The 23,126-nt window shown below is 66.4% G+C and carries 20 protein-coding genes; 10 read left to right on the plus strand and 10 right to left on the minus strand.

The annotated features are described in order from the left end of the window. Positions 1–111 precede the first annotated feature (111 nt). Together AC3WT6_RS05760 and AC3WT6_RS05765 are read right to left on the minus strand one after the other, a co-directional pair. Positions 112–1,290 carry an acyl-CoA dehydrogenase family protein gene (locus AC3WT6_RS05760; protein ID WP_492652604.1) on the minus strand — a complete coding sequence of 393 codons (1,179 nt, stop codon included), beginning with the start codon at positions 1,288–1,290 and terminating at the stop codon, positions 112–114. 97 nt (positions 1,291–1,387) lie between these two features. Beyond that, on the minus strand, positions 1,388–1,882 hold the full coding sequence (locus AC3WT6_RS05765; RefSeq protein WP_492652605.1) for a nuclear transport factor 2 family protein: 495 nt from the start codon (positions 1,880–1,882) through the stop codon (positions 1,388–1,390). Between the two features lie 159 nt (positions 1,883–2,041). Here AC3WT6_RS05765 and AC3WT6_RS05770 point away from each other — a divergent pair, with 159 nt between their 5' ends. The 9 genes from AC3WT6_RS05770 (at position 2,042) to AC3WT6_RS05810 (ending at position 13,077) form a co-directional block, all read left to right on the plus strand. Next, positions 2,042–3,886, plus strand: coding sequence for an ATP-binding protein (locus AC3WT6_RS05770; protein ID WP_492652606.1), 1,845 nt, complete (start codon positions 2,042–2,044; stop codon positions 3,884–3,886). Between the two features lie 10 nt (positions 3,887–3,896). Continuing rightward, positions 3,897–4,844 (plus strand): response regulator, encoded by a 948-nt coding sequence (locus AC3WT6_RS05775; RefSeq protein WP_492652607.1) that lies wholly within the window; start codon positions 3,897–3,899, stop codon positions 4,842–4,844. Between the two features lie 250 nt (positions 4,845–5,094). Then, the gene (locus AC3WT6_RS05780) at positions 5,095–6,930 is read left to right on the plus strand and encodes a DAHL domain-containing protein (protein ID WP_492652608.1); all 1,836 of its coding nucleotides are present in this window, start codon (positions 5,095–5,097) and stop codon (positions 6,928–6,930) included. 13 nt (positions 6,931–6,943) lie between these two features. Beyond that, a complete protein-coding gene (locus tag AC3WT6_RS05785; RefSeq protein ID WP_492652609.1) occupies positions 6,944–7,897 on the plus strand; it encodes a response regulator in 954 nt (317 codons plus the stop codon). Between the two features lie 164 nt (positions 7,898–8,061). Continuing rightward, positions 8,062–9,186: a DUF1214 domain-containing protein gene (locus AC3WT6_RS05790; RefSeq protein ID WP_492652610.1), complete on the plus strand. Its 1,125-nt coding sequence runs from the start codon at positions 8,062–8,064 to the stop codon at positions 9,184–9,186. Next, positions 9,183–10,346 carry a sulfotransferase family protein gene (locus AC3WT6_RS05795; protein WP_492652611.1) on the plus strand — a complete coding sequence of 388 codons (1,164 nt, stop codon included), beginning with the start codon at positions 9,183–9,185 and terminating at the stop codon, positions 10,344–10,346. The genes AC3WT6_RS05790 and AC3WT6_RS05795 overlap by 4 nt, the downstream gene beginning before the upstream one ends. A gap of 70 nt (positions 10,347–10,416) precedes the next feature. Continuing rightward, positions 10,417–11,208: an SDR family oxidoreductase gene (locus tag AC3WT6_RS05800; RefSeq protein WP_492652612.1), complete on the plus strand. Its 792-nt coding sequence runs from the start codon at positions 10,417–10,419 to the stop codon at positions 11,206–11,208. Positions 11,209–11,261: 53 nt separating this feature from the next. Then, positions 11,262–11,969, plus strand: a complete 708-nt coding sequence (locus AC3WT6_RS05805; protein ID WP_492652613.1) for an EthD domain-containing protein — start codon at positions 11,262–11,264, stop codon at positions 11,967–11,969. Between the two features lie 7 nt (positions 11,970–11,976). Then, on the plus strand, positions 11,977–13,077 hold the full coding sequence (locus AC3WT6_RS05810) for a DUF1214 domain-containing protein (protein WP_492652614.1): 1,101 nt from the start codon (positions 11,977–11,979) through the stop codon (positions 13,075–13,077). Between the two features lie 44 nt (positions 13,078–13,121). On the opposite strand, the gene AC3WT6_RS05815 is transcribed toward AC3WT6_RS05810, so the two are convergent. The 4 genes from AC3WT6_RS05815 to AC3WT6_RS05830 form a co-directional block, all read right to left on the minus strand. Next, entirely contained in the window at positions 13,122–13,313 is a 192-nt protein-coding gene (locus tag AC3WT6_RS05815; protein ID WP_492652615.1) for a hypothetical protein, read from the minus strand. 30 nt (positions 13,314–13,343) lie between these two features. Then, the gene (locus AC3WT6_RS05820) at positions 13,344–14,363 is read right to left on the minus strand and encodes a flavin reductase (protein ID WP_492652616.1); all 1,020 of its coding nucleotides are present in this window, start codon (positions 14,361–14,363) and stop codon (positions 13,344–13,346) included. 155 nt (positions 14,364–14,518) lie between these two features. After that, a complete protein-coding gene (locus AC3WT6_RS05825) occupies positions 14,519–16,411 on the minus strand; it encodes a DUF1302 domain-containing protein (protein ID WP_492652617.1) in 1,893 nt (630 codons plus the stop codon). An 80-nt stretch (positions 16,412–16,491) separates the two neighbouring features. Next, positions 16,492–18,390 (minus strand): DUF1302 domain-containing protein, encoded by a 1,899-nt coding sequence (locus AC3WT6_RS05830; protein ID WP_492652618.1) that lies wholly within the window; start codon positions 18,388–18,390, stop codon positions 16,492–16,494. Positions 18,391–18,620: 230 nt separating this feature from the next. On the opposite strand from AC3WT6_RS05830, the gene AC3WT6_RS05835 reads away from it, so the two are divergent. Then, positions 18,621–20,222: a wax ester/triacylglycerol synthase family O-acyltransferase gene (locus AC3WT6_RS05835; protein ID WP_492652619.1), complete on the plus strand. Its 1,602-nt coding sequence runs from the start codon at positions 18,621–18,623 to the stop codon at positions 20,220–20,222. Here the strand turns inward: AC3WT6_RS05835 and AC3WT6_RS05840 are convergent. The 4 genes from AC3WT6_RS05840 to AC3WT6_RS05855 form a co-directional block, all read right to left on the minus strand. Next, complete coding sequence (locus AC3WT6_RS05840; RefSeq protein WP_492652620.1) at positions 20,219–20,572, minus strand: DUF1304 domain-containing protein; 354 nt, start codon at positions 20,570–20,572, stop codon at positions 20,219–20,221. The genes AC3WT6_RS05835 and AC3WT6_RS05840 overlap by 4 nt on opposite strands. Positions 20,573–20,625: 53 nt before the next feature. Further along, on the minus strand, positions 20,626–21,090 hold the full coding sequence (locus AC3WT6_RS05845) for an RDD family protein (protein WP_492652621.1): 465 nt from the start codon (positions 21,088–21,090) through the stop codon (positions 20,626–20,628). 65 nt (positions 21,091–21,155) lie between these two features. Further along, positions 21,156–22,604, minus strand: coding sequence for a pyruvate kinase (gene pyk, locus AC3WT6_RS05850; protein WP_492652622.1), 1,449 nt, complete (start codon positions 22,602–22,604; stop codon positions 21,156–21,158). 98 nt (positions 22,605–22,702) lie between these two features. Continuing rightward, complete coding sequence (locus AC3WT6_RS05855; protein WP_492652623.1) at positions 22,703–23,113, minus strand: hypothetical protein; 411 nt, start codon at positions 23,111–23,113, stop codon at positions 22,703–22,705. Between the last annotated feature and the right edge of the window lie 13 nt (positions 23,114–23,126).

Raw genomic sequence — 23,126 nt, forward strand, 5'->3', positions numbered from 1 at the left:
GAGGTAGGCAGGGGGGCGTGTGGCGAGTGCCGCCGTGGGAACGCCCCCACCCCGACCCTCCCCCGCAGGCGGGGGAGGGGGAAGGGCGAAGCGGGGCTCCCGTCCTTGCTGTCATCCAAGGACCGAACGTGAGATCAGTTCCTTCATGATCTCGTTGGTGCCGCCGTAGATGCGCTGCACGCGGGCGTCGGCGAACATGCGGGTGACCAGGTACTCGTTCATGTAGCCGTAGCCGCCGTGCAGCTGCACGCACTCGTCGATCACCTGCTGCTGCATGTCGGTGATCCAGTACTTGGCCATCGAGGCGGTGGCGGTGTCGAGCTTGCCGTCGACCACGTCCTGCACGCAGCGGTCGACGAAGGTGCGGGCGATGCGGGTGATGGTCGCTACCTCGGCCAGCTTGTACTTGGTGTTCTGGAACTCGGCGATGGTCTTGCCGAAGGCCTTGCGCTCCTTCACGTACTTCACCGTCTCGGCCAGCGCGCCTTCCATCGCGGCGACGCCGCCCAGCGCGACGATGGCGCGCTCGTAGGGCAGGTCGCTCATCAGCTGGATGAAGCCGCGGCCCTCGACGCCACCCAGCAGGTTCTCGGCCGGGATGCGCACGTCCTCGAAGAACAGCTCGGCGGTGTCCTGCGCCTTCATGCCCATCTTGTCGAGGATGCGGCCGCAGCGGTAACCCTTGAGGTTCTTGGTCTCGACCAGCAGGATCGACAGGCCCTTGGCGCCCGGCAGCGTCGGGTTGGTGCGGGCGACCAGGATCAGGAACTCGGCCAGATAGCCGTTGGTGATGAAGATCTTCGAGCCGTTGACGACGTAGTGGTCGCCATCCAGCTCGGCCTTGGTGCGCACGCCCTGCAGGTCGGAGCCGGCGCCCGGCTCGGTCATGGCGATGGCGCCGACCAACTGGCCGCTGGCCAGGCGCGGCAGAAACTTCTGCTTCTGCGCCTCGGTGCCGTGGTTGAGCACGTAGTGGGCGGCGATCGAGTGCACGCCCTGGCCGAAGCCGGTGAGGCCGCGACGCAGGCACTCCTCGTAGACCACCGCCTCATGGCGGAAGTCGCCGCCGGCGCCGCCGTACTCGGCCGGGATGTCGGTGCACAGAAAGCCCATCTCGCCGGCCTTGCGCCAGATCTCGTGGCCGACGTGGTTCTGCTTGCGCCAGTGTTCGTCGTGCGGAACCATCTCGCCTTCGACGAAGCGGGATACCGCGTCGCGGAACAGTTCGAGATCGGAATCCATCCAGGGCGAGACGTAGGCGCTGTTCGGGGGGCTGACGCGGGCGTTCATGGCTTTGGGGTTCAATCGAAGGAAAGTGGGGCGGCAACAATATCAGCGGTCCCGGGGCGCGTCGCGCTTCGCGGCCGGCCGGGATCGGCCTCGCCGGCTAGGCGCTGGGCGCCCGCCCGATGACCAGAGCCTGGACCGCTTCCGGTGCCAGCTTGAGCACCAGCAGGGAGGTGACCACGCACTTGGTGGCGCTGATCTTCCAGCCGCCCGTGGTCTTGCGGTACTCGTCCTCGTAGTAGGCGCCGAGCTGGGTCAGGCTGTTCTCGTTGGTATTGATGAGCTGGTAGTGCAGACTCCAGCGGCCTTCGGCGTGGTCAGTGCCTTTGAGCTGGATCTGTGGGTTGGAGCCGTGGTGCATCTCCACCATGTGGGGGTGGCACCCAATTTGCTTGAACACCTCGACCAGGGAATCGGCTGTTTCGAAGCGGCCGACCACGCCGTAGTCGATCGCGACTGGGCCGTCGGCAAAGCAGTCGCGCATGCCGACCGGGTCCTTGGCGTCGCAGCAGGCCAGGTAGCGCGCCTTGAGGCCGCGGATCGCCTCGCGGTCCTCCAGCGCCTGCAGGCGGCGTTCTAGGTCGAGGTTGGGCACGGGGCACTCCGTAGAAAAATTTGGTGGTACTGGATTGGACGGGGAAGTCGGCGCGGCCGAATCCCTCATTTGGCGGAGTTTTTTCCAAACACTGAGCATGACGTCAGCTGTCAACGCAGACGCTTGGCGCGGCCGAGGCGGTTTAACCGGGAGGGTGGCATGGCTGTGAAGAAGGACCGGGAGCGGGAGTTCGGCCTGTGGCAGATGGTGGTCCTGGTGGCGGTGCTGGCCATCGGCCTGCTGGTGTTTCTGTCGCGCATGTCCCTGAGTGTCGACCAGGGCCGGCACCAGAGCCGGCTGGCGGCGCTGCGTGCGGTCAACAATCTGGACGTCGATCTCAACCGCGCCTTCACCCGCACGCTGGCGGGCGAGGGCGAGGGCGATGTGGCCGACAAAAAGCAGATCAACCAGCAGCTGGGTGCCGCCCTGCACGAGCTGGAGAATGGCCCCGCCGCCCTGCGCGGCATCAGCGGCGAGGTGGACTTGGCGCTGGACGCCTTCCTGGACACGGTGGAGACCAAGTTCCGCTTGGGCTTCGAGTTCGAGGCCGGCGACACCGTGCTCACCCAGCGCCTCACCAACAATCTCAACGCCCTGTTGCCCTATACCGACTGGGTGCTGCGCGAGACCCCGGCCGAGCTGCGCGCCAGCCGTGAGGCGGCGCTCAAGGAGCTGGTCAACGCGGTGGTCAACCTGGCGGTCGTCCCCACCGCCACCAATACCGAGGGCGTGCGCGCGCGCCTGACCCGGCTGGCGGCGGCGGGCGAGGATCTCGGCCCCGGCTACGCCAAGGCCTTCGCCAGCCTGCGTGGACTGGTGGAGAGCGTGATCGCCGACAAGGCTGAGCTGGTGACCAAGCTGCGCGGCTTTCTCAACCTGCCCACCGGCCCGCAGCTGGCAGCGCTGGAGCAGGCCTACCAGGCCTGGTACCAGACCGAAACCGAGGCCACCAACCGTTACCGCGTGATCCTCGCCGCCTACACCGGTCTGCTGCTGCTGGCCCTGGCCTACCTGGGCCTGCGGCTGCGCCAGAGCTATGCCGCGCTGGACAAGGCCAATGCCGGCCTCAAGAACGCCAACCGCACCCTGGAGTCGCAGGTGCAGGAGCGCACCAAGGACTTGCGCGGCGCGCTCACCGAGCTGCGCGAATCGCAGGCGCAGCTGGTGCAGTCGGAGAAGATGGCCTCACTGGGCCAGATGGTTGCGGGTGTGGCCCACGAGATCAACACGCCACTGGGCTATGCCCGCAGCAATGCCCGCACCGTGCGCAACACCCTGGGCGAGATCCGCGAGCTGTGCCAGAACCAGGGGCATGCGCTGAGTCTGCTGAGCGCGGCCAATGCCAGCGAGGACGAGATCGCCGCTGCCATCGCCGGCGCCGAGGAGCAGCGCCAAGCGCTCAATCCCGAGGAGCTGATGGCCGATCTCGACAGCCTGCTGGTCGACGCCGACCACGGCCTGGTGCAGATCGCCGATCTGGTCTCCAGCCTCAAGGACTTCTCGCGGGTGGACCGCTCGCGCACCGATCTGTTCGACCTCAATGCCGGCATCGACTCGGCGCTGAAGATCTGCAACAACCAGCTCAAGGACCGCATCGAGATTGTTCGCGAGTTCGGCAAGCTGCCGGAAATCGAGTGCTCGCCCTCGCAGCTCAATCAGGTGTTCCTCAATCTGCTGACCAATGCCGGTCAGGCCATCGACGGCGAGGGGCGCATCCACATCCAGACCCGCGCCGAGCGCAATGGCGTGCAGGTGCGGATCACCGATACCGGCAGCGGCATGAGCGAGGAGGTGCAGAAGCGCATCTTCGAGCCCTTCTTCACCACCAAGCCGGTGGGCAAGGGCACTGGCCTGGGCCTGTCCATCGTGTTCCGTATCGTCGAGGAGCACGGCGGCCGCATCGAGGTGGAGTCCAAACTCGGACAGGGCACCACTTTCATCCTGCATCTGCCGCTGGCGCAGGTGCGTCCGGCCAACGCGGACGCCGAGCTGGCGGCCGCCTGAGGGGAAGGCCATGAACCAGATCGTCGCTCCTGCCGGCAAGCCCCGGGTGCTGTTCGTCGATGACGAGCCGCGGGTGCTCACCAGCATGCGTATGCAGTTTCGTGGCCAGTACGAGATGTACTTCGCCGAGGGCGGCCACAAGGCGCTGGAATTTTTGAAGACCGCGACCGTGGACGTGATCGTCAGCGACCAGCGCATGCCCGGCATCACTGGCATCGAAGTGCTGCGCGCCGCGCGCGAGCTGAACCCGCATGCGATGCGCATCCTGCTCACCGGCTATTCCGACCTCAACGCCATCATCGACTCGGTGAACGAGGGCGAGATCTTCCGCTTTGTCAGCAAACCCTGGGACAACGATGTGCTGGCCGGCACGGTGGCCAACGCGGCCGCGGCGGCCAAGCTCAGCCAGCAGGCTGCTGCCGCGCCCGAGCCGGCCCTGCCGGAACCGGAGCGCGACGCGCCCGGCGTGCTGGTGCTGGACGACGACCCGCGCATGGCGGCGAAGATCCAGGTGATCCTTGGTGACCAATACAAGGTCTATGGCGCCGCCAGCATGGACGAGGCGGTGCAGCGCCTGGAGCAGGCCAGCATCGGCGTGGTGATCTCCGATACCCGGGTGCAGAACCAGCCGGTAGTGAGCCTGATCGGCAGCCTCAAGCAGCACCACCCGCAGCTGGTGTCGGTGATCCTCACCGAGCGCGCCGACGCCGGCGCCGCCATCGAGCTGATCAACCAGGGTCAGATCTACCGGCTGATCACAAAACCCATTCAGGATGTGGCCTGCCGCATCACCGTCAATTCCGCGCACAAGCAGCATCAGAAGCTGGCGCAGAACCCGGTGCTGCAGCGCCGCTACGAGGTGGAGGCGCCGGCGCCCAGCGCCGCGCCGCCGCCGCCGGCGCTCAAGCTACTGGATCGCATCCGTTCGCTGCGCGCCTGGGCCGGCGGTCGCGCCTGAGTCCATTGCGGATCTCGGATTTCGGAATGAACGGCGGCAAGCGGTGCCGCCCCGCTCCCACATCCGCAATCCGCCAAATCTCCTACAAGTGGACGAGGCAGGCCCGGTAGGCCTCGTAAATCCTGCGGTAAATCACAAAGTCTGGCTCCGGACGGTCTCCCACATGTATGGGGCACTGCCGAGGGCGAGCTGATAAGAAGCCGGCGCGCTCCCTGTACACAGGTCGCGCCGATCAAGGAGAGGAGACGGAATGAACCTGCGACTGTTGCTGCCCGGTCTGGCGGCGGGTGTGTCCATCGGCATTCTGGTCTTTCTGCTGAAGATGACCCAGAGCGTCGACAGCGGCCTGCACCAGCAGCGTCTCGACAATCTGCGGGCGGTCAACAATCTCGACGTCGAGCTCAATCGCGGCTTCACCCAGACCCGCGCCAGTTCCATCGCCGATTCCGCCGGCGATCGCTCGCGCATCACCCAGCAGCTGGGCGAGGCGCTGGATCGCCTGGAGAAAGGCCCGCAGGCGCTGACCGGCCTGAGCGGCGAGCTGGACACCGCCCTGCAAGCCTTCTACGAGACGGTGGAGAGCAAGTTCGGCCTGGGCTTCGACTTCGAGGCGCGCAATTCCATCCTCACCCAGCGCCTGATCGCCGGCCTCGACGCGGTGCCGGTGCGGGTCAATGCGCTGCTCGATGCCAGCACGCCGGAGCGGCGCGACGAAGTGGTCGAGCTCAGCGGCCAGTTGAAGAGCGAGGTGATCAATTTTGGCGTCACTCCTTCGCCGATCAACATCGCCTCGATCAATCAGCTGCTGGACAAGCTTGATGCCGCCGCCGAAGGCCAGGGCGAGGCCTACAAGACTGCCGCCGGCGAGCTGCGCGGCAAGGTCGGCGAGGTGATCGCCGACAAGACCGAACTGGTGGACAAGCTCAAGGACTTCCTCAACCGGCCCACTGGCCCGCAGCTGCAGGCGGTGGAGGCCGCCTACAGCCGCTGGTACCAGGGTGAGGTGGCGATGGCCAACCAGTACCGGCTCTACCTCGCCGGCTTCGCCGCGGCGCTGCTGCTGGTGCTGGGCTATCTGGGCCTGCGCCTGCGCCGCAGCTATGCCGAGCTCGATAGCGCCAACGCCAGCCTGGCACGGGCCAACGAGCACCTGGAAGAGCAGGTGCAGTTGCGCACCAATGATCTCAGTGTGGCGCTCGACGACCTGAGCACTACCATGAAGAACCTGCAGGAGTCGCAGGCGCAGCTGGTGCAGTCGGAAAAGATGGCCTCGCTGGGCCAGATGGTCGCCGGCGTCGCCCACGAGATCAACACGCCGCTGGGCTATGCGCGCAGCAATGCCGAGATCGTCCGCACCTCGCTCGCCGACATCCGCGAGCTGTGCAGTGCGCAGGACCGCGCGCTGAGCCTGATGACCGCCGAAAATGCCAGCGACGAAGAGGTGGCCGAGGCCATGGCCGCCGCCGAGGAGCAGCGCCAGAGCGTGCCGGCGGCGGAGCTGATGGAAGACCTCGACAGCCTGCTGCGCGACACCGACCACGGCCTGGCGCAGATCGCCGAGCTGGTCTCCAGCCTCAAGGACTTCTCCCGCGTCGATCGCTCGCGTGCCGACCTGTTCGATGTCAACGCCGGCATCGAGTCGGCGCTGAAGATCTGCAACAACCAGCTCAAGCACCGGGTCGCGGTGGAGCGCCTGTTCGGCGATGCCCCGCAGATCGAGTGCTCGCCCTCGCAGCTCAACCAGGTGTTCCTCAACCTGTTCACCAATGCCGCCCAGGCGATCGACGGCGAGGGCCTGATCACGGTGATGACCGGCGCCGAGCCGGGTGGCGTCTACGTGAAGATCACCGACAGCGGCAGCGGCATGAGCGAGGAAGTGCAGCGGCGCATCTTCGAGCCTTTCTTCACCACCAAGCCGGTGGGCAAGGGCACCGGCCTGGGCCTGTCCATCGTGTTCCGCATCGTCGAGGAACACGGCGGCCGCATTGAGGTGGATTCGACGCCGGGTGTTGGCAGCTGCTTCACCATCCATCTGCCGTTGCGGCAGCCACGCACCGCCGCCAACGACCGTCTCCTGGCCGCCTGAGAGGACGCTTCTGATGATGAACCAAGCCGGCGCCAAGCCCCGCGTACTGTTCGTGGATGACGAGCCGCGCGTGCTCACCACCATGCGCATGCTGTTCCGCGGGCATTACGAGGTCTACTTCGCCGAGGGTGGCGCGCAGGCGCTGGAGCTGCTCAAGGCGCAGCCGGTGGACGTGATCGTCAGCGACCAGCGCATGCCGGGCATGACCGGCATCGAACTGCTGCGCGCGGCCCGAGAGCTGAATCCGCACGCGATGCGCATCCTGCTCACTGGCTATTCCGACCTCAACGCCATCATCGGCTCGGTGAACGACGGCGAGATCTTCCGCTTCGTGAACAAGCCCTGGTCCAACGAAGTGCTGGCCAGCACCGTCGCCAACGCGGCAGCGGCGGCCAAGGCCAGCCTGGCGGTCGGCAACCTGCCGGAATCGGCGGCGGCGGCCGAGACCGCCAATGGCGAGGCGCCCGGCGTGCTGGTTCTCGACGACGATCCGCAGATGCCCTCGCGCATCCAGGCCATCCTCGGTGAGACCTACCGGGTGTTCGGCGCCACCAACATGGACGAGGCGGTCGGCCGGCTGGAGCGCGAGCGCATCGGCGTGGTGATCTCCGAGACCCGCGTGCAGGATCATCCGGTGGTGAGCCTGATCGGCATCTTGAAGCAGCATCACCCGGAGCTGGTGTCAGTGATCCTCACCGAGCGCGCCGATGCCGGTGCCGCCATCGAGCTGATCAACCAGGGGCAGATCTACCGCCTGATTACCAAGCCGATCCAGGACGTGGCCTGCCGCATCACCGTCAACTCCGCCCACAAGCAGCACCAGCGGCTGGCGCAGAACCCGATCCTGCACCAGCGCTACCAGGTGGAGAAGCTGCCCGAGCCGGCGCCGGGTGCGGCGCCGCCGCCGACGGTGAAGTTCCTCGACCGCATCCGCTCGCTGCGCAGCTGGGTGACCGGCCGCGCCTGAGGCGCGGCCTATTGCGGATCTCGGATTGCGGATTTCGGATTGAACGGTGGCAGGCGGCGCGGCAGCTTCGCCGCAATCCGCAATTGCTCTGTCTCCCCCAAACAGGTGAAGGCGCCATCGCCCGCCGCCTCTACCTTGCAGCTCTGCCAGAGAGGAGAAGTGCAATGGCGCTGGACGACAAGGCGCAGAGCAGGGTGCTGAGCGGCGAGGTCTGGAACGAGTTCTGCGACACCCTCAAGCGCGCCGGCCAGCAGGTGCTGCGGCCGGAAGCGCCCGCCGATGAACTCACTCGCGCCGAGGGCTGGCGCTATCTCTCGCGGCTGCTGCGCATCGGCCTGGAGATGCATCTGGAGTTTGCCGATCCGGACTTTCCCGGCTTCTTCCTGCCCTCGCACGAGACCGGCAAGATCGGCGCCGACAATCCCGACAACAAGTACCTGTTCGCCAAGATCAACGGCGCCCACCAGTACCGCATCCGTGGCACCCGTGGCACGGTGGCCTATCTCACCATCGGCAGCCAGAAGGGCGGCTACGAAACCGACGGCAAGATGGAGCAGACCGGCTTCATCGACGCCCAGGAGCTGCAGCTCGACGCCGAGGGCCGTTTCGAGATCGTGCTCAGCGCCGAGCGGCCGGCTGGGGTGGTCAACTGGCTGCGCATCGAGCCGGCCAGCAATGCGGTGATCGTGCGCCAGACCTTCAACGACCGCCGTGCCGAACAGCCGGCGCAGATGGTCATCGAGCGCATCGGCAGCGGCGCCACGCCAGCGCCGCTGTCGGCCGAGCGTCTGGAGAAGGGTCTGGGCAATGCCGCGCGCTTCGTCGAAGGCACGGCGACCCTGTTCGCCAACTGGGCGCAGAGCTATCTCGCACACCCCAACCAGTTGCCGCCCGCCGACCAGGCGCTGTGCCAGCGCGTCGGCGGCGATCCCAACATCTTCTACTACCACGCCTACTGGAAGCTGGCGCCCGACGAGGTGCTGCTGGTCGATCTGCCGCGGGTGCCGGAATGCCGGTTCTGGAACCTGCAGATCAACAACTGGTGGATGGAGTCGCTGGACTACCGCTACCACCGCATCTGCCACAACCTGCATTCCGCCCGCCTCAACGCCGACGGCAGCCTGCGGCTGGTGCTGGCGCACCGTGATCCCGGCCACCCCAACTGGCTGGATACCGCCGGCCACGCCGAAGGCACCTGGTGTTTCCGCTGGGTCGGCGCCAAGGAAGTGATCCACCCCACCACGCGCGTGCTCAAGCTCGCCGACTATCAGAAGGAACTGCCGCAATGAGCAGCGACAAGCTCGTCCCCGATGCCCTCGAAGCCGCCGCCGTCGAACAGTCCGGCGGCCTGAAGAATTTCGGCCTGCCGCCGCACCGGCCGGGTCTGGAGAAGCTCTGCGCTTCGCTGAACGACGAGGCCAATCTCTCCGACTTCGGCCGTGGCCTGCTGCAGCAGAAGATCGTCGAGATGCTGGTCAACCGCCTGCGCATCGAGGACTGGTTCGCCAAGCATCCCGAGATCGCCCAGGAAACCATCGCCGCGCCGGTGGTGATCGTCGGCCTGCCGCGCACCGGTACCACGCTGTTGCAGCGCGTACTCGCCTGCGATGCGCGCTTCTACTCGATGCCCTGGTGGGAGTCGCGCTATCCGGTGCCCTTCCCGGGTGAGGATGTGAAGGCGCCGGTGCAGCGCATTGAGCGCGCGCGCGGCGAAGTGCAGGTGATGGTCGAGGCTATGCCCAAGCTGCTGTCCATCCATCCGATGGACGCCGACCAGGCCGACGAGGAGGTGATGCTGATGGAGCACTCCTTCCGCGCCAGCTTCAATGCCTACGCCAACGTGCCGAGCTATATGGACTGGCTGCACGGCACTGACGAGACGCCGGCCTATGAATACCTCAAGCGCGTGCTGCAGTTCCTGCAATGGCAGAAGCGCCAGCGCGGCGTCAGCGCCGAGCGCTGGGTCCTGAAGGCGCCGCACCATCTGCTGCGCATGGGCCTGCTGCTCAAGCTGTTCCCGGGTGCCAAGATCATCCAGACCCATCGCGACCCGGTGGATACCATCCCCTCCATCGCCAGCATGATCCACACCCTATGGTCGATCTACGGCGCGGCGCCGGATGCCAAGGCCGCCGGCCGCGAATGGAACGATCTGATGGTCAGGGCCTTCCACCACACCATGGAAGTGCGCGAGCAGAACCCGGCGCCGTTCTTCGACGTGCGCTTTATCGACACCGTGAAGAAGCCCTTCGAGGTGGTGCAGGCCATCTACGGTTTCCTCGGCATGAGCCTGACCCCGCAGGCCGAGCAGGCGATGCGCGCCTGGATGGAAAAGAACAGCCGCGACAGCCGTGCCGCGCACGACTACAAGCCCGAGGACTTTGGCCTGAGTGTCGAGCAACTCAAGCGCGACTTCGCCGATTACCGCAAGAAGTACATCGAAGCCTGACGGCTGGCCCGCTCCCCGATCGGGGAGAGGCTTCAAGAATCAATCCACTACAAAGAAGAGGAGAAACAACATGCTGCTCAAGGACAAGATCGTGGTGGTTTCCGGCATTGGCCCCGGCCTGGGCGTGAAGCTCGCCATCGAGGCCGCGCGCGAAGGTGCCGCCGGCGTGGTCGCCGCGGCGCGCAGCGCCGAGAAGCTGGCCGACGCCGAGGCGCGCGTGAAGGCCGTGAACCCGAACTGCAAGGTGCTGAAGGTCGTCACCGACATCACCAAGGTCGCCGATTGCGAGCGCCTGGCCGCGCAGGCGGTGCAGGTCTTCGGCCGCGTCGATGCCCTGGTCAACAGCGCCTTCGTGCACGGCGACATGGACTACGCCTCCACCGCCAATCTGGAGACCTGGAAGGAAGTCATCAACACCAATCTGATCGGCACCCTGCAGATCACCCAGGCGCTGGTGCCGCAGATGAAGGCGCAGAAGTCCGGCGCCATCGTCATGATCAACACCATGGCGGTGCGCCAGATTCCGCCGCTGGGCGAGGCCGGCTACGCGGCTTCGAAAGCGGCGCTGGCCAACAGCAGCAAGTGGCTGGCCAAGGAGCTCGGCCCCAGCGGCATCCGCGTCAACACCATCCACATGGGCTGGATGTGGGGCGCGCCGGTGCAGGGCTATATGGAGTGGCAGGCCAGCGAGCACAAGATTCCGCTGGAAACCCTCAAGGGGCAGGTCGAGGCCAACATCCCGCTCGGCCGCATGCCCACCGACGACGAATGCGCGCGCGCCGCGCTGTTCCTGGTTTCCGACTACGCCAGCGCGGTCACCGGCGCGGCACTCGATGCCAACGGCGGCATGTACATGCCCTGATGTAATTCCCTCTCCCCTGGTGGGAGAGGGGCTTGGACTCACCGGAGCCGTTGATGGAAAAGGTCATCTATGTGGTCTGGCGTGATCCGGCACTGAGCGTCGAGGAGTTCGGCCAGCGCCTGCGCAAGTCGTTGGCGCCGCGCCTGAAGACCCTGGGCGCGCGCGGGCTGCGCATCAATGTCGCCGACGCCCATGTCGCCGCCGGAGACGGCTTGCGGCAGACCCACAGCCAGCCGCCGGTGGAAGCCCTGGTGCAGGTCTGGCTACACAGCGCCATCGACGCCCTGCGGGCACCGGTGGATGGCGTCATCGCCAGTGTCGCCGCCCGCTTCGACGCCTATCTGGTTACCGAGTCGGTGCCGCTGCCCAACACCGAGCATCCGTCCTCAGGCCACGGCCAGCGCAGCGAGGGTTTCGCGCAGATCGCCCTGTTCCCGCGCAAGCCGGGTCTGAGCGACGCGGACTTTCTCGATCTCTGGCAGAACCGCCATACCACAGTCGCGGTCGAGACCCAGTCCAACTTCGAGTACGTGCAGAACCGCGTGGTGCGGGCGCTGACGCCCGGCGCGCGCGCCATCGACGCTATCGTCGAGGAGTGCTTCCCCAGCGGCGCCATGACCGATCCGCAACTGTTCTTCGATGCCGAAGGCGATGCGCTGAAGTTCGAGAAGAACCTGAAGACGATGATGGACAGTGTGGCCCGCTTCATCGACATGAGCCGCATCGACGTGGCGCCGACCAGCCAGTACTGCATGTTCTGAGCACACCATGAGTTCGGCACTGGAGCGGGTACTGACCGGCGAGAGCTGGGCCGCCTACTGCGAGGGCCTGAAGGCCGCGGGAGCGACCATCCTGCGCGCCGACGTGCCCGACAGCCTGCTCGACCGCGCCGAGGGCTGGCGCCTGCTCAGCCGCTACGCGCGCCTGGGCTTGCAGATGATGTTGGAGTTCGCCGACCCGGATTTTCCGGTGTTCTACGCGGCTTCGGACGACACCATCAAGGTCTTTCTGCCCAACCCGGACAACCTCTACTGCAATGCCACCATCGCTGGAGACCGCGAGTACCGGGTGGGCGGCGCGCGCGGCTCGGTGGCTTATCTGTCCTTCGGCACCAAGGCCAATCGCTACGCCGTCGACGGCACCATGGCGTCCACTGGCGAGCTGGAGGCCACCGAGCTGCAGATCGGAGCCGACGGCCGCTTCGAGCTGCTGCTGAGCGCCCGGCCGCAAGCCGGCAACTGGCTGCCGATGGCCGCCGACTCCAGCATGCTGATCGTGCGTCAGACCTTTCTCGACCGCCGGACCGAGACCGCCGCGGAATTGCACATTGAATGTCTGAGCGCGCCGTCCGCGCCGGCGCCCTTGTCGGCGGCGGCGCTGGACGCCGGCCTCACGCGTGCGCTGGCCTTCGTGCAGGGCACCGCCAAGCTGGTGGCCGACTGGGCGGCCTGGGTGGCGCAGAATCCCAACCAGTTGGCGGCGGCGCCCTATGTCGCCGCCTCAATGCGTGTCGGCGGCGATCCCAAGATCTGCTACTACCACGGCTACTGGCGGCTGGCGGCCGACGAGGCGCTGCTGATCGAGACCGAGGTGCCGGACTGCCCTTACTGGAACTTCCAGCTCGCCAACCACTGGCTGGAGTCGCTGGACTGCCAGCATCGGCGCGTGCACCTCAACAAGCACGATGCCCGGCTCAACCCCGACGGCAGCCTGACGCTGCTGATCGCCGCCGAAGATGTCGGGGTCGGCAATTTCATCGACACCGACCACCATGCACACGGCGGCATGCTGCTGCGCTGGGTCGGCGCCAGCGCGCATCCGCAGCCGCGCTGCCGGGTGGTGAAGCTGGAGGCGCTACGCCGGCGTTGAACGCAGCCAGGTCGGCTCTCGGTCGTCCGCTCGCCAGCGACGGCTTATTCCGCCACCCTTTTCTCGCGCTCGTAATAGGTTTCCCGCTCCAGGGCCAGGCAGGCTTCGCGTTCGGTGCTAGACAGCCGTTCACAATCCCGGATGCGCTGGGGCTGGCTGCTGCCATAGACCTGTGCCGCCGTGCAGCCGCTGCCTGAGATCAGGGCAACGGCCATTGGTAGAAATACTAGGCGCATGAAAATCTCCAGGAGAATGTGTGGGAGATGCTAGCCATCCCAGCCCGAGCCCGGAATCTTACCGGCCAGCTGCGTCGGGTCGTCCCAAAGCACCGAAGCGTCCGGATCGACCACACCCAGGAAGCGCTTGAGCAGGGACTTGAGAATGGCGCCGTCCTCAGCACCCATGCGTTCCAGGATCTCCAGCTCCACCGCCTTGGCGGCCGAGATCAGGCGCAGGGCGGTATCGCGGCCGGCTTCGGTGAGCCGGTATTCGGGAATGTCGCTCTCGGCGGTCATCGCCAGCTGAGCGACCAGGCCGCGTTCGGCCAGGGCCGGCAGGCGGCTGGCGCTGGGTTGCCGCAGCACCGCGGCGAGACCGGCGTCGAGCTCGGCGGTGCTGATCATCGGCCGCAGGGTGAGGGTGGAGAGCAGATAGAAATCGTCGTCGCTCAAGCCCTGATCGGCGAGCTGGGCGCGGATCTGGCCGAAGAACTGGAAGTGGCTGCGGCCGAGCAGATAGCCGAGAAAGCCTTCGTTGAAACTGCCGGAGAGCGCGGCGCTGCGCGGCTTGGCGTCCAGCGCCTCGCGACGGGTGGCGTGGGCGTACTTGCCGCCGTGGAAGACCAGCGGCGCGGACTCGCTGCGGCTGAAGTTGAGCACCTCGCCGACGAAGATGATGTGATCGCCGCCCTCGTACTGGAAGGCGTTGCGGCACTCGAAGCGGGCGGTGCAGCCTTTCAGCAGGGGAATGCCGCCGACGCCGGTCTCGATGTCGAGGCCGGCGAACTTGTCGATGCCGCGCCTGGCGAAGCGGCCGGAGAGTTCCTCCTGATCGCTGGCCAGCACATGTACCGCCCAGTGCTCGGCCGCGCGGAACACCGGCAGACTGGCGGCGGTTTCAGCCAGGCTCCAGAGCACCAGCGGCGGATTCAGCGATACCGAGTTGAAGCTGTTGGCGGTCAGCCCGATCAGGCTGCCGTCGGCGGCCTTGGTGGTGATGATGGTGACGCCGGTGGCGAAGGCGCCCAGGGCCTTGCGGAATTCGGCGGCGTCGAATGCGGTGCTCATGGGGTGTTCCTGGTGCTTAAAAATCGGCAGAAGTGCGCCATGTTGCCAGCCTGCGGGCATGGCCGTCATACCTTAGATGCCGTAGCCGCCGCAGTGCGCGGCCCACAAAAAAGGCCGGGTGACGCTAAGGGCGTCACCCGGCCGGATCATCAGGTCTAGAGGTTGTACTTGATGTTGAGGGCGACGTAGTCGCGGTCGGCATAGGGGTTCTGGAACACCACCGGGCTGCCGCGCATCACCCGCTCGGCATCGCCAAAGAACTTCTGGTAGCTGATGCCCACCTCGAAGTTCTGCAGGTACTGCATGCCCAGGCCGACGCCGAGGCGCTGGTCGCCCTCGCCATAGAGCGGGCCGAAGGCGCCGCTGATGGAGGGATTGCCCTTGCCGATCGCGCCCCAGGACAGCGTGTGCTTCAGGTCCCAGCCGTCCAGCACGTTGCGGCGGGTGCCCAGTGCCAGCATCTGGTAGCCCCAGGAGTTGCGATTGCCGAACAGCTGCTTGCCGTCGCCGACCGGGATGATGCCGTCCTGCGATTCCACCGGGTCCACCGAGAAGACGTGGTGGTAGGCCACTTCACCGACCACCGCGAGATCGTCGATGTAGAAGTCCGGGTTGCCGGCGTAGATCGCCGACAGCAGCACCTGGCCGATATCGGCACGGGTGAACACCGGGCTGAGCACGCCGGAGATGATGGTCTGCACCTGGGTGTCGATGCCCTGGTGATAGTTGAACTCGCCACCGACATTGAGCGGTCCCAGGGTGCTGGAAAAGCTCAGGCCGTAGAGCTTGATGCCGCCGTAGTACTTGATCTGGTAGGTCTCGGGGACGTACTGGTTGACGACGGCGGTGGTGATGTCGACATTGGTGCCCGGCACCGTGCCGATGTAGGCGAAGCCGGGGTTGAGCTGCACCGTCGGATTGGCATCGGCATAGCGCAGAAAGAAGAAGCCCAGGGTGGTGCCCGGCGTGACCGCCCACTTCAGGCCGGTACCCCACTGGCCCCAGTTGCTGGGGTTGATGTCTTCCTTGCGGGTCACGTAGATATTGGGCGAGGCGTTGAGCAGGAAGCGGCCAAGACCGCCCAGGTTGCAGAGACCGCTCAGGTCCAGAGGCAGGCCGGGGACGAAGGCGCCGATGTCGAGCAGGCCGGGGCAGCCGTCGAGATAGGCGGGGTTGATCGAGCCATGGGTGAAGGTCGCACCCGGGCCGATGAGATCGGCCGGCGACAGGAAGTCGCCGGTGGGGAAGAGCTCGGTGGGCGCGAAGTCGAGCTTGTAATAGCCCAACAGGGTCATGGTGTTGCTGAGCGAGAGTTGCAGGCCGGCCTGGTTGCCGGGCAGCAGCAGTTCCTTGATTTCGGCGCCCGGCACCGAGGAGCGAGTGGCGTCGGCGCGACCCTGGGAGAGGGCGATGCCGCGCATGAACAGGCTCTCGCCCCAGGCGATCACCTGCTGGCCGACGCGCAGGTTGAGCGCCACCTCGTCGGTGAAGCTGTGGTCGAAGTAGCCATAGGCATCGAGCAGCCGCGCGCGCATGCCGTCGAAGCGGCGGGTGTCGCTGGTGAACTCGTTGTTGGGGATGCCCATGGTGTTGACGGTCTCCGGCGAGTCGTTGTCATTCGACTGCCGGTACACCTGGTCGTAGAAAGCGTCGCCACTGAAGATGGCGCCGTAGTTCTCGCGCTTGAACTGCAGCTCGCTGAACGCGGTAATCCGGTTGTGCACCAGCGAGTACTGCTTGAAGTTGCGGTTGCCGTCGTCGATGTTGATCGTGCTGGGCAGGCCGGTGTGGGTGAAGCCCACCAGCTGCACCGGCTGACCGGAAACCGGATCGAGGATGGGCACGCCAGGCACCAGCGGGTCCACCGGGCCGTTGATGAGCGCCTGATCGGGGTTCTTCAGGCGCATCGCCAGGGCGTAGTTCAGCGAGGTGCGGTACTCGATATCCGTGCCCCAGAGATCCAGCGAGCCGGCCCTTGCCGGAGCGCCAGACATCAACAGCACGGCTGCGCTCGCCAGGATCCTGGCGCGCATTTTCGACGCAGTCATCATCTTCTTCTTCCTCCTTGAATTGAGCAGACCCGACTTGCGGTCGGGTCTTCGCGGTTCCTTCGCGTACTGCGGTACTGCTAGAAGTTGTACTTGAAGTTCAACGTGACGTAGTCGCGATCCGAATAGGGGTTCTGGAACACCACCGGGCTGCCGCGCATGTAGCGGTCCGGCGATCCGAAGAACTTCTGGTAGCTGGCGCCGACCTCGAAGTTCTGCAGGTACTGCATGCCTAAGCCGACGCCGACGCGCTGATCGCCCTCGCCATACAGGGGGCCGAACTGGCCGCTGATCGAGGGGTTGCCCTTGACCAGGGCGCCGACGGCGAGCTGGCTCTTCAGGTCCCAGCCATCCAGCACGTTGCGCGTGGTGCCCAGCATCAGGGTCTGGAAGCCCCAGGCATTGCGGTTGCCGAACAACTGCTTGCCATCGCCCACCGGGGCGATGCCCAACTGCGGCTCGAAGGCATCGACGGAATAGACGTGGTGGTAGGCCACCTCTCCGACGATGGCTATGTCATCGACCAGGAAGTCTGGATTGCCGGCGTAGATCGCCGACAGCAGCGCCTGACCGATATCGGCGCGGGTGAACACCGGACTGAGCACGCCGGAGATTTCCGCCTGCACCTGGGTGTCGATGCCCTGGTGGTAGTTGAACTCGCCGCCGACGTTGAGCGGCCCCAGCGTGGTCGAGAAGCTGGTCCCGTACAGCTTGATCTCACCGAAGTACTTGACGTTGTAGGTGACCGGAACGTACTGGTTGATGATCTCGGTGGTGATCGGCGTGCCGGTGATCGGGTCTTCGCCAAACGGCGCGAAACCGGTATTCAACTGCACGGTCGGGTTGGCATCGACATAGCGCAGGAAGAACGCACCCAGCGTGGTGGTCGGCGTCGCCGAGAACTTCAGACCGGCGCCCCACTGTCCCCAGTCGCTGGGCCGGATGTCTTCGGCACGATAGACGTAGATGTAAGGCGCGGAATTGGTCAGCGGGCCCGGCAGGCCGGTGCCGCAGATGGTCTGGTTGAGCGTTTCCGGGAACGGCGCCGGCAGCAGTCCGGCGCAGCCGTCGCCGTAGGCCGGGTTGATCGAGCCGTAGGTGAAGGTGGCGCCGGGACCGATCAGGTCCGCCGGAGACAGATAGTCGCCGTGCGGGAACAGCTCGGTTTCCTTGAACTCCAGCTTGTAGTTGCCCAGCAGGGTCAGCCGGTCGCCGAGCGAGAGCGAGAGGCCGACCTGGTTGGTGGGCAGCAGCAGCTCCTTGATCTCGGCGCCCGGCACCGAGGAGCGGGTGGCGTCGGCGCGGCCCTGCGAGAGCGCGATGCCGCGCAGGAACAGGCTCTCGCCCCAGGCCACCACCTGCTGGCCGACGCGCAGGTTGAGCGCGACCTCGTCGGTGAAGCTGTAGTCGAAATAGGCATAGGCATCGAGCAGGCGCGCCCGCATGCCGTCGATGCGGCGTGTGGTCGGCGTGAACTCGTTGGCCGGCATGTTCATCGTGTTGACGGTGCGCCTGGCTTCTTCCGGCGAATCGTTGTCGTTCGTCTGCCGGTACACCTGGTCGTAGAAGGCGTCGCCGCTGAAGATGGCGCCATAGCCCTCGCGCTTCAGGCTCAGCTCGCCGAACATCGACAGCCGGTTGTGCACCAGCGAGAACCGCTTGAAGTTGCGGTTGCCGTCGTCGATGTTGATGGTGTTGGGCAGACCGGTGTTGTGAAACGTGGCCGGCTGTGCCGGCTGCCCGGGTCCCAACTGGCCCGCGGCCACTGGGCCGCCGGCCTCCAGGGGCTGAACCGGGCCATTGATGAGACGCTCGTCTGGCTTCTTGGTGCGCGCAGCCAGCGCGTAGTTGAGCGTCAGTTTGTACTCGCCTTGTGTATCCCAGAAATCAAAGCTGCCGGCTTGCGCTCTCCCTGCGCACAGCCCGGCCATCATTGCTGCCAGCGTCCAAAGCCGACGCGGCAGACGGGGTTCAAGCATTCTTGTCTCCTCATGACAGCACTGCCGGATCTATCGCCGGCTATCTGGTTTTACCTCTGCTGACACCCTATTGAGGCTCACTGGCCTGAGCCTCACCCGAACTGATTAGTGATGCAGGTTGTGTATCGGGGCACTGGCGGAGGGCTCAGAACTCATGCACCGTATGGGCGAAAACCACGAAGCGCGAGACCCAAGAAAGCGGGTCATCACGCACCGCCAGAGGAGCCGGCATGAAATACCTGAGTCCTATCGACGCGGCATTCCTGCGCATGGAATCCAAGCGCACGCCCATGCACGTGGGCGCCTTGATGACCTTCCGCCTGCCCGATGACGCGCCGCCAGACTTCGTGCGCGCGCTGATGCTGCGGATGCGCGAAAAGCCGTTCATGCCCGAGCCCTTCAACTGCAAGCTGGCGCGCGGCAAGCTGGCACCGGCCTGGGTGGAAACCACGGTGGACATGGATTACCACCTGCGCCATTCGGCACTGCCTTTCCCGGGTGGCGAGCGCGAACTGGGTCAGCTGGTGGCGCGCCTGCATTCGCACCCCCTGGATTTCTCCCGGCCGCTGTGGGAGTGCCATCTGATCGAGGGCCTGGATCCGGAACTCGATCCGCACAGTGGCGAGCCGCTGCGCCGCTGCCGGCGCTTCGCGCTGTACTTCAAGGCGCATCATTGCGCGATTGATGGCATGGGCGCGATGCGCATGGTGCAGAAGTGGCTGTCCACCGATCCTGCCAACCGCGACACGCCGGGGCCCTGGATACTTGCCGCCAAGCCGCCGCGCCCGGAAGGTGCACGCGCGCCGCGCGGTCTGATGGAGCGCCTGCGCCAGCCTACGGCCGCCGCCGCCGAACAGGCGCGCGGGATCGGCGAGCTGGTGCGGACACTGGGCCGGATGCTGCAGGGCGAGGACAGCAGCGCCCGCGTCGCGCTGCAGACGCCGCGCAGTCGCTTCAATGTGCCGGTCTCGCAGCAGCGCCGCCTCGGCACCCAGATCCTCGAACTGCCGCGCATCAAGGCGATCGCCGCCGCCACTGGCACCACCGCCAATGACGTGATGCTGGCCGTGGTCGGCGGCACCATCCGCCGCTATCTGCTGGAGCAGGGCGCCTTGCCGGCCAAGTCGCTGCTGGCCTCGGTGCCGGTGGCGCTCAAGCGCAATGACGGCCAGATAGGCAATGCCGCCGCCGGCTTCGTGGTGCCGATGGGCACCGAGCTGGACGACCCCAGGCAGCGTCTGGAGCTGATCCACCGCATCACCGTGCGCGGCAAGGACGAGGTCAACGGCATGCCCTATGCCGCGCAGATGCAGTTCGCGCTGCTGGGCATCGCGCCCTTGATGATGGGACAGATGTCGGGCCTGTTGCCGAAGATGCCGCCGTTCTTCAACGTGGTGGTGTCCAACGTGGTGCTGTCGCGCGAGCGCCTGTACCTGATGGGCGCCGAGCTGGAAGCCATGTACCCGGTGTCCTTCCTGTTCGACGGCTACGCCCTGAACGTCACCCTGGTCGGCTATGCCGACCGTATCGCGGTGGGCTTTCTCGGCTGCCGCGATGCCATCCCCAGCTTGCAGCGTCTGGCGGTGTACTCGCGCGACGCGCTGGCCGAGCTGGAGCGCGCGCTGGCGCTGGGCGAGGGCGAGGCCGGCGCACCGGTGGCGGCCGCCGCCAAGCCGGGCCGACCGGCGCCTGTAGAGCGCAAGGCCAAGACGAAAGTCGCCAGCAAGGCGAAAGTCCTGGCCAAGTCCGCCGGCAAGAGCCGGGTTCAGCCCAAGTCCGCGGCCAAGCGGAGGCCGGTGGTCAAGGGGGCCAAGGCGCGCCGATCTAGCTAGACCAGCAGCAGTCCCAAACCCAGCGCAGCCGGCAGGGCCTGAATGAACAGGATCTTCTTGCCGACCGTGGCCGCGCCGTAGACGCCGGCGACGATCACGCAGGCCAGGAAGAAGCTCTTGATCGCCTGGCCCTCGGCGCCCAGGCACAGGCCCCAGATCAGGCCGGCGGCGAGAAAGCCGTTGTACAGACCCTGGTTGGCGGCGAGCGTCTTGGAGGCGGCGGAAAACTCGGCGGTGAGCTTGAAGGTCTTGCGGCCGTAAGGCGTATCCCAGAGGAACATCTCCAGGATCAGGAAGTAGATGTGCAGCAGCGCGACCAGCGCGATGACGCCATTGGCGATCTGGCTCATGCGGTTTCTCCCCGGGATGTTGTGTTGATCAGTCTGCCACGCCAACCGGGTTTTCAGGCCTGCGGGAAGGACACCGGCTGCGGGCCGCGCAGCTTGGGACGGACCACCACGGTGCCGGCCAGCTTGTCGTGCCAGCCCTGTTTGCGGGCGTCAATGCCGACCCAGAGGATGCCCAGGAACAGCGGGATCATCGCCACGAAATAGCCGAGGTAGCGGGCCAGCAGCTGACGGTTGCTGGGCTTGCCGCCGGTCTTGGCGTCGACGATGCGGGCCGACAGCAGCATCTTGCCGGGTGTCGCCTGCCGGGCGATCCAGAACGCCAGCACCGCCACCGCCGGCAGTACATAGGAGATGAACAGATCCAGCACGCCGGTATCGCTGCTCGGGTCGGTCCAGTAGTCCCAGCCGTAGAACACCGTCAGCAGCGGCCAGATCACCAGGCCGATCAACAGGGTGTCGACCAGCGAGGCGCCGACGCGCGCCCAGAAGCCCACATATTCCAGCTCGGTTGTGTCCACGTTCACTCCTGAAAGAGAGGCGATTGCCTGCTGCGGATCGGCTGCGCCGGTTCGCGGCCGGAGGCTCAGCCGGGCGCGCCGACGGTGAGGATCTTCATGGCATTGGTGCCGCCCGAGCCGTTGTTGTCGCCCTTGGTCAGCAGCACCCGGTCGCCGTCCTTGAGCAGGCCGCGCTGCTTGAGCGCGTCGATGGCCTCCTGCACGGTCACCAGGCCGTCGGTGGAGCTGGGATGGAACAGCACCGGATACACGCCCCGGCACAGCGCCATGCGCCGGCGGGTGCGGTCGTGCGGAGTGAGCGCGTAGATCGGGATGTAGCGCTCCACCCGGCTCATCATCAGCGGCGAGGAGCCGGACTCGGTGAGCGCGATGATCGCCTGCGCGTGCATGCGCTGGGCGGTCCAGGCGGTGGCCATCGCCACCGCCTCGTCGATGCGCTTGAAGTGCGAGTCGCTGCGGCTGCCGTTGATGCCCGGCGCCGGATGCGCCTCGGCGCCCAGCACCACCCGGGCCATGGCTTCCACCACCTTCACCGGGTACTTGCCGCTGGCGGTCTCGGCCGAGAGCATCACCGCATCGGTGCCGTCCATGACCGCGTTGGCGACGTCCAGCACCTCGGCGCGGGTGGGGATGGGACTGGTGATCATCGACTCCATCATCTGGGTGGCGGTGATCACCATCTTGTTGCCTTCGCGGCCGGCGGCAATGATCTTCTTCTGCCAGCCGGGCAGTTCGGCATCGCCGATCTCCACGCCCAGGTCGCCGCGCGCCACCATCACCGCGTCGCTGGCCTGGACGATCTGTTCGAGGTTGGTGAGCGCCTCGGCACGCTCGATCTTCGCCACCAGTTGGGCGTGGCCGCCGGCCTCGTGCAGCAGGTTGCGGGCCTCGTGCATGTCCGCCGCCGAGCGCGGGAAGGAGACGGCGAGAAAGTCGCAGTCCCAGTTCGCCGCATGGCGGATGTTGGCCCGGTCTTCGTCGGTGAGTGCCGCCGCCGACAGGCCGCCGCCGAGCTTGTTGATGCCCTTGCGGTTGCTGAGCAGGCCGGCTTGGGTGACCACGCAGTCGATGCGCGTGCCGGCCACTTTTTCCACCCGCATGGCGATGGCGCCGTCGTTGAGCAGCAGGGTGTCGCCCGGAAAGACATCGTGCGGCAGGCGCCGGTAGGCGCAGCCGACCACGGTCTGGTCGCCGCCCTTCGGGTCGTGGGCGGTGTCGAGCGCGAAGGCGGCACCTTCGACCAGCTCCACCGGGCCGTTGGCGAAGGATTCGATGCGGATCTTCGGCCCCTGCAGATCGGCCAGGATGCCGATGTCCCGGCCCAGTTCGGCGGCGGCCTCGCGCACGGCGACGATGCGCCGGGCGTGGTCCTCGGCACTGCCGTGGCTGAAGTTGATGCGCATGACATCGGCGCCGGCCGCGACCAGGGCGCGCAGTACGCCCGGGGCATCGGTGGCGGGGCCGAGGGTGGTGACGATCTTGGTGCGGCGGATGGCGGTGGTCGGGACGGGCATGAAGACTCCTAGATGCCCATTAGATTAACTCCGCGCGATGACATCCCTAGGGGTGCGGCGGATGGTCGGACCCATCCGCCGTGCCGAAAGCGGCCGGCTCAGTGCTTGTCGTGCCCCTTGCCGTGGCTCTTGCCCTTGTCCTTGCCGTGGTCATTGCCGCGCTCGCCAGGGCCCTGGCGGCGGGTCTGGTACTCGGGCACGTACACGCGCTCATACCAGTCGTCCTCGACGAAATAGACCGGGCGGGCGCAGGCGTCGTACTCGTGGCAGTGCTTGTCCCAGTGCTTGGCATGGCCAGGCGGAACCCGCAGGTAGATCGGCGAGCGCGACACCGTGACCCGTTCGATGATCCTCGGCTTGGTGTAGATGAGCCGCGGCTGCGGGTAGTCGCCGATATCGATGCGACCGTAGAAGCCGGGTTCGCCGATGCTGATCGAAACCCCGACCTGGGCGGCGGCCAGCGTCGGGAGGGCCAGCAGCGCGGCGGCGATGAGGTGATTCTTTTTCATTGGAGTGAGCCTC

It is taken from the genome of Stagnimonas sp. FW305-C-60, assembly GCF_058782965.1.

Coding starts and splice junctions, on each gene's coding strand:
- AC3WT6_RS05760 (WP_492652604.1), bottom strand. CDS start 1,290: ATGAACGCCCGCGTCAGCCCCCCGAACAGCGCCTACGTCTCGCCCTGG.
- AC3WT6_RS05770 (WP_492652606.1), top strand. CDS start 2,042: ATGGCTGTGAAGAAGGACCGGGAGCGGGAGTTCGGCCTGTGGCAGATG.
- AC3WT6_RS05775 (WP_492652607.1), top strand. CDS start 3,897: ATGAACCAGATCGTCGCTCCTGCCGGCAAGCCCCGGGTGCTGTTCGTC.
- AC3WT6_RS05780 (WP_492652608.1), top strand. CDS start 5,095: ATGAACCTGCGACTGTTGCTGCCCGGTCTGGCGGCGGGTGTGTCCATC.
- AC3WT6_RS05785 (WP_492652609.1), top strand. CDS start 6,944: ATGATGAACCAAGCCGGCGCCAAGCCCCGCGTACTGTTCGTGGATGAC.
- AC3WT6_RS05790 (WP_492652610.1), top strand. CDS start 8,062: ATGGCGCTGGACGACAAGGCGCAGAGCAGGGTGCTGAGCGGCGAGGTC.
- AC3WT6_RS05795 (WP_492652611.1), top strand. CDS start 9,183: ATGAGCAGCGACAAGCTCGTCCCCGATGCCCTCGAAGCCGCCGCCGTC.
- AC3WT6_RS05800 (WP_492652612.1), top strand. CDS start 10,417: ATGCTGCTCAAGGACAAGATCGTGGTGGTTTCCGGCATTGGCCCCGGC.
- AC3WT6_RS05805 (WP_492652613.1), top strand. CDS start 11,262: ATGGAAAAGGTCATCTATGTGGTCTGGCGTGATCCGGCACTGAGCGTC.
- AC3WT6_RS05810 (WP_492652614.1), top strand. CDS start 11,977: ATGAGTTCGGCACTGGAGCGGGTACTGACCGGCGAGAGCTGGGCCGCC.
- AC3WT6_RS05815 (WP_492652615.1), bottom strand. CDS start 13,313: ATGCGCCTAGTATTTCTACCAATGGCCGTTGCCCTGATCTCAGGCAGC.
- AC3WT6_RS05820 (WP_492652616.1), bottom strand. CDS start 14,363: ATGAGCACCGCATTCGACGCCGCCGAATTCCGCAAGGCCCTGGGCGCC.
- AC3WT6_RS05825 (WP_492652617.1), bottom strand. CDS start 16,411: ATGACTGCGTCGAAAATGCGCGCCAGGATCCTGGCGAGCGCAGCCGTG.
- AC3WT6_RS05830 (WP_492652618.1), bottom strand. CDS start 18,390: ATGCTTGAACCCCGTCTGCCGCGTCGGCTTTGGACGCTGGCAGCAATG.
- AC3WT6_RS05835 (WP_492652619.1), top strand. CDS start 18,621: ATGAAATACCTGAGTCCTATCGACGCGGCATTCCTGCGCATGGAATCC.
- AC3WT6_RS05840 (WP_492652620.1), bottom strand. CDS start 20,572: ATGAGCCAGATCGCCAATGGCGTCATCGCGCTGGTCGCGCTGCTGCAC.
- pyk (WP_492652622.1), bottom strand. CDS start 22,604: ATGCCCGTCCCGACCACCGCCATCCGCCGCACCAAGATCGTCACCACC.
- AC3WT6_RS05855 (WP_492652623.1), bottom strand. CDS start 23,113: ATGAAAAAGAATCACCTCATCGCCGCCGCGCTGCTGGCCCTCCCGACG.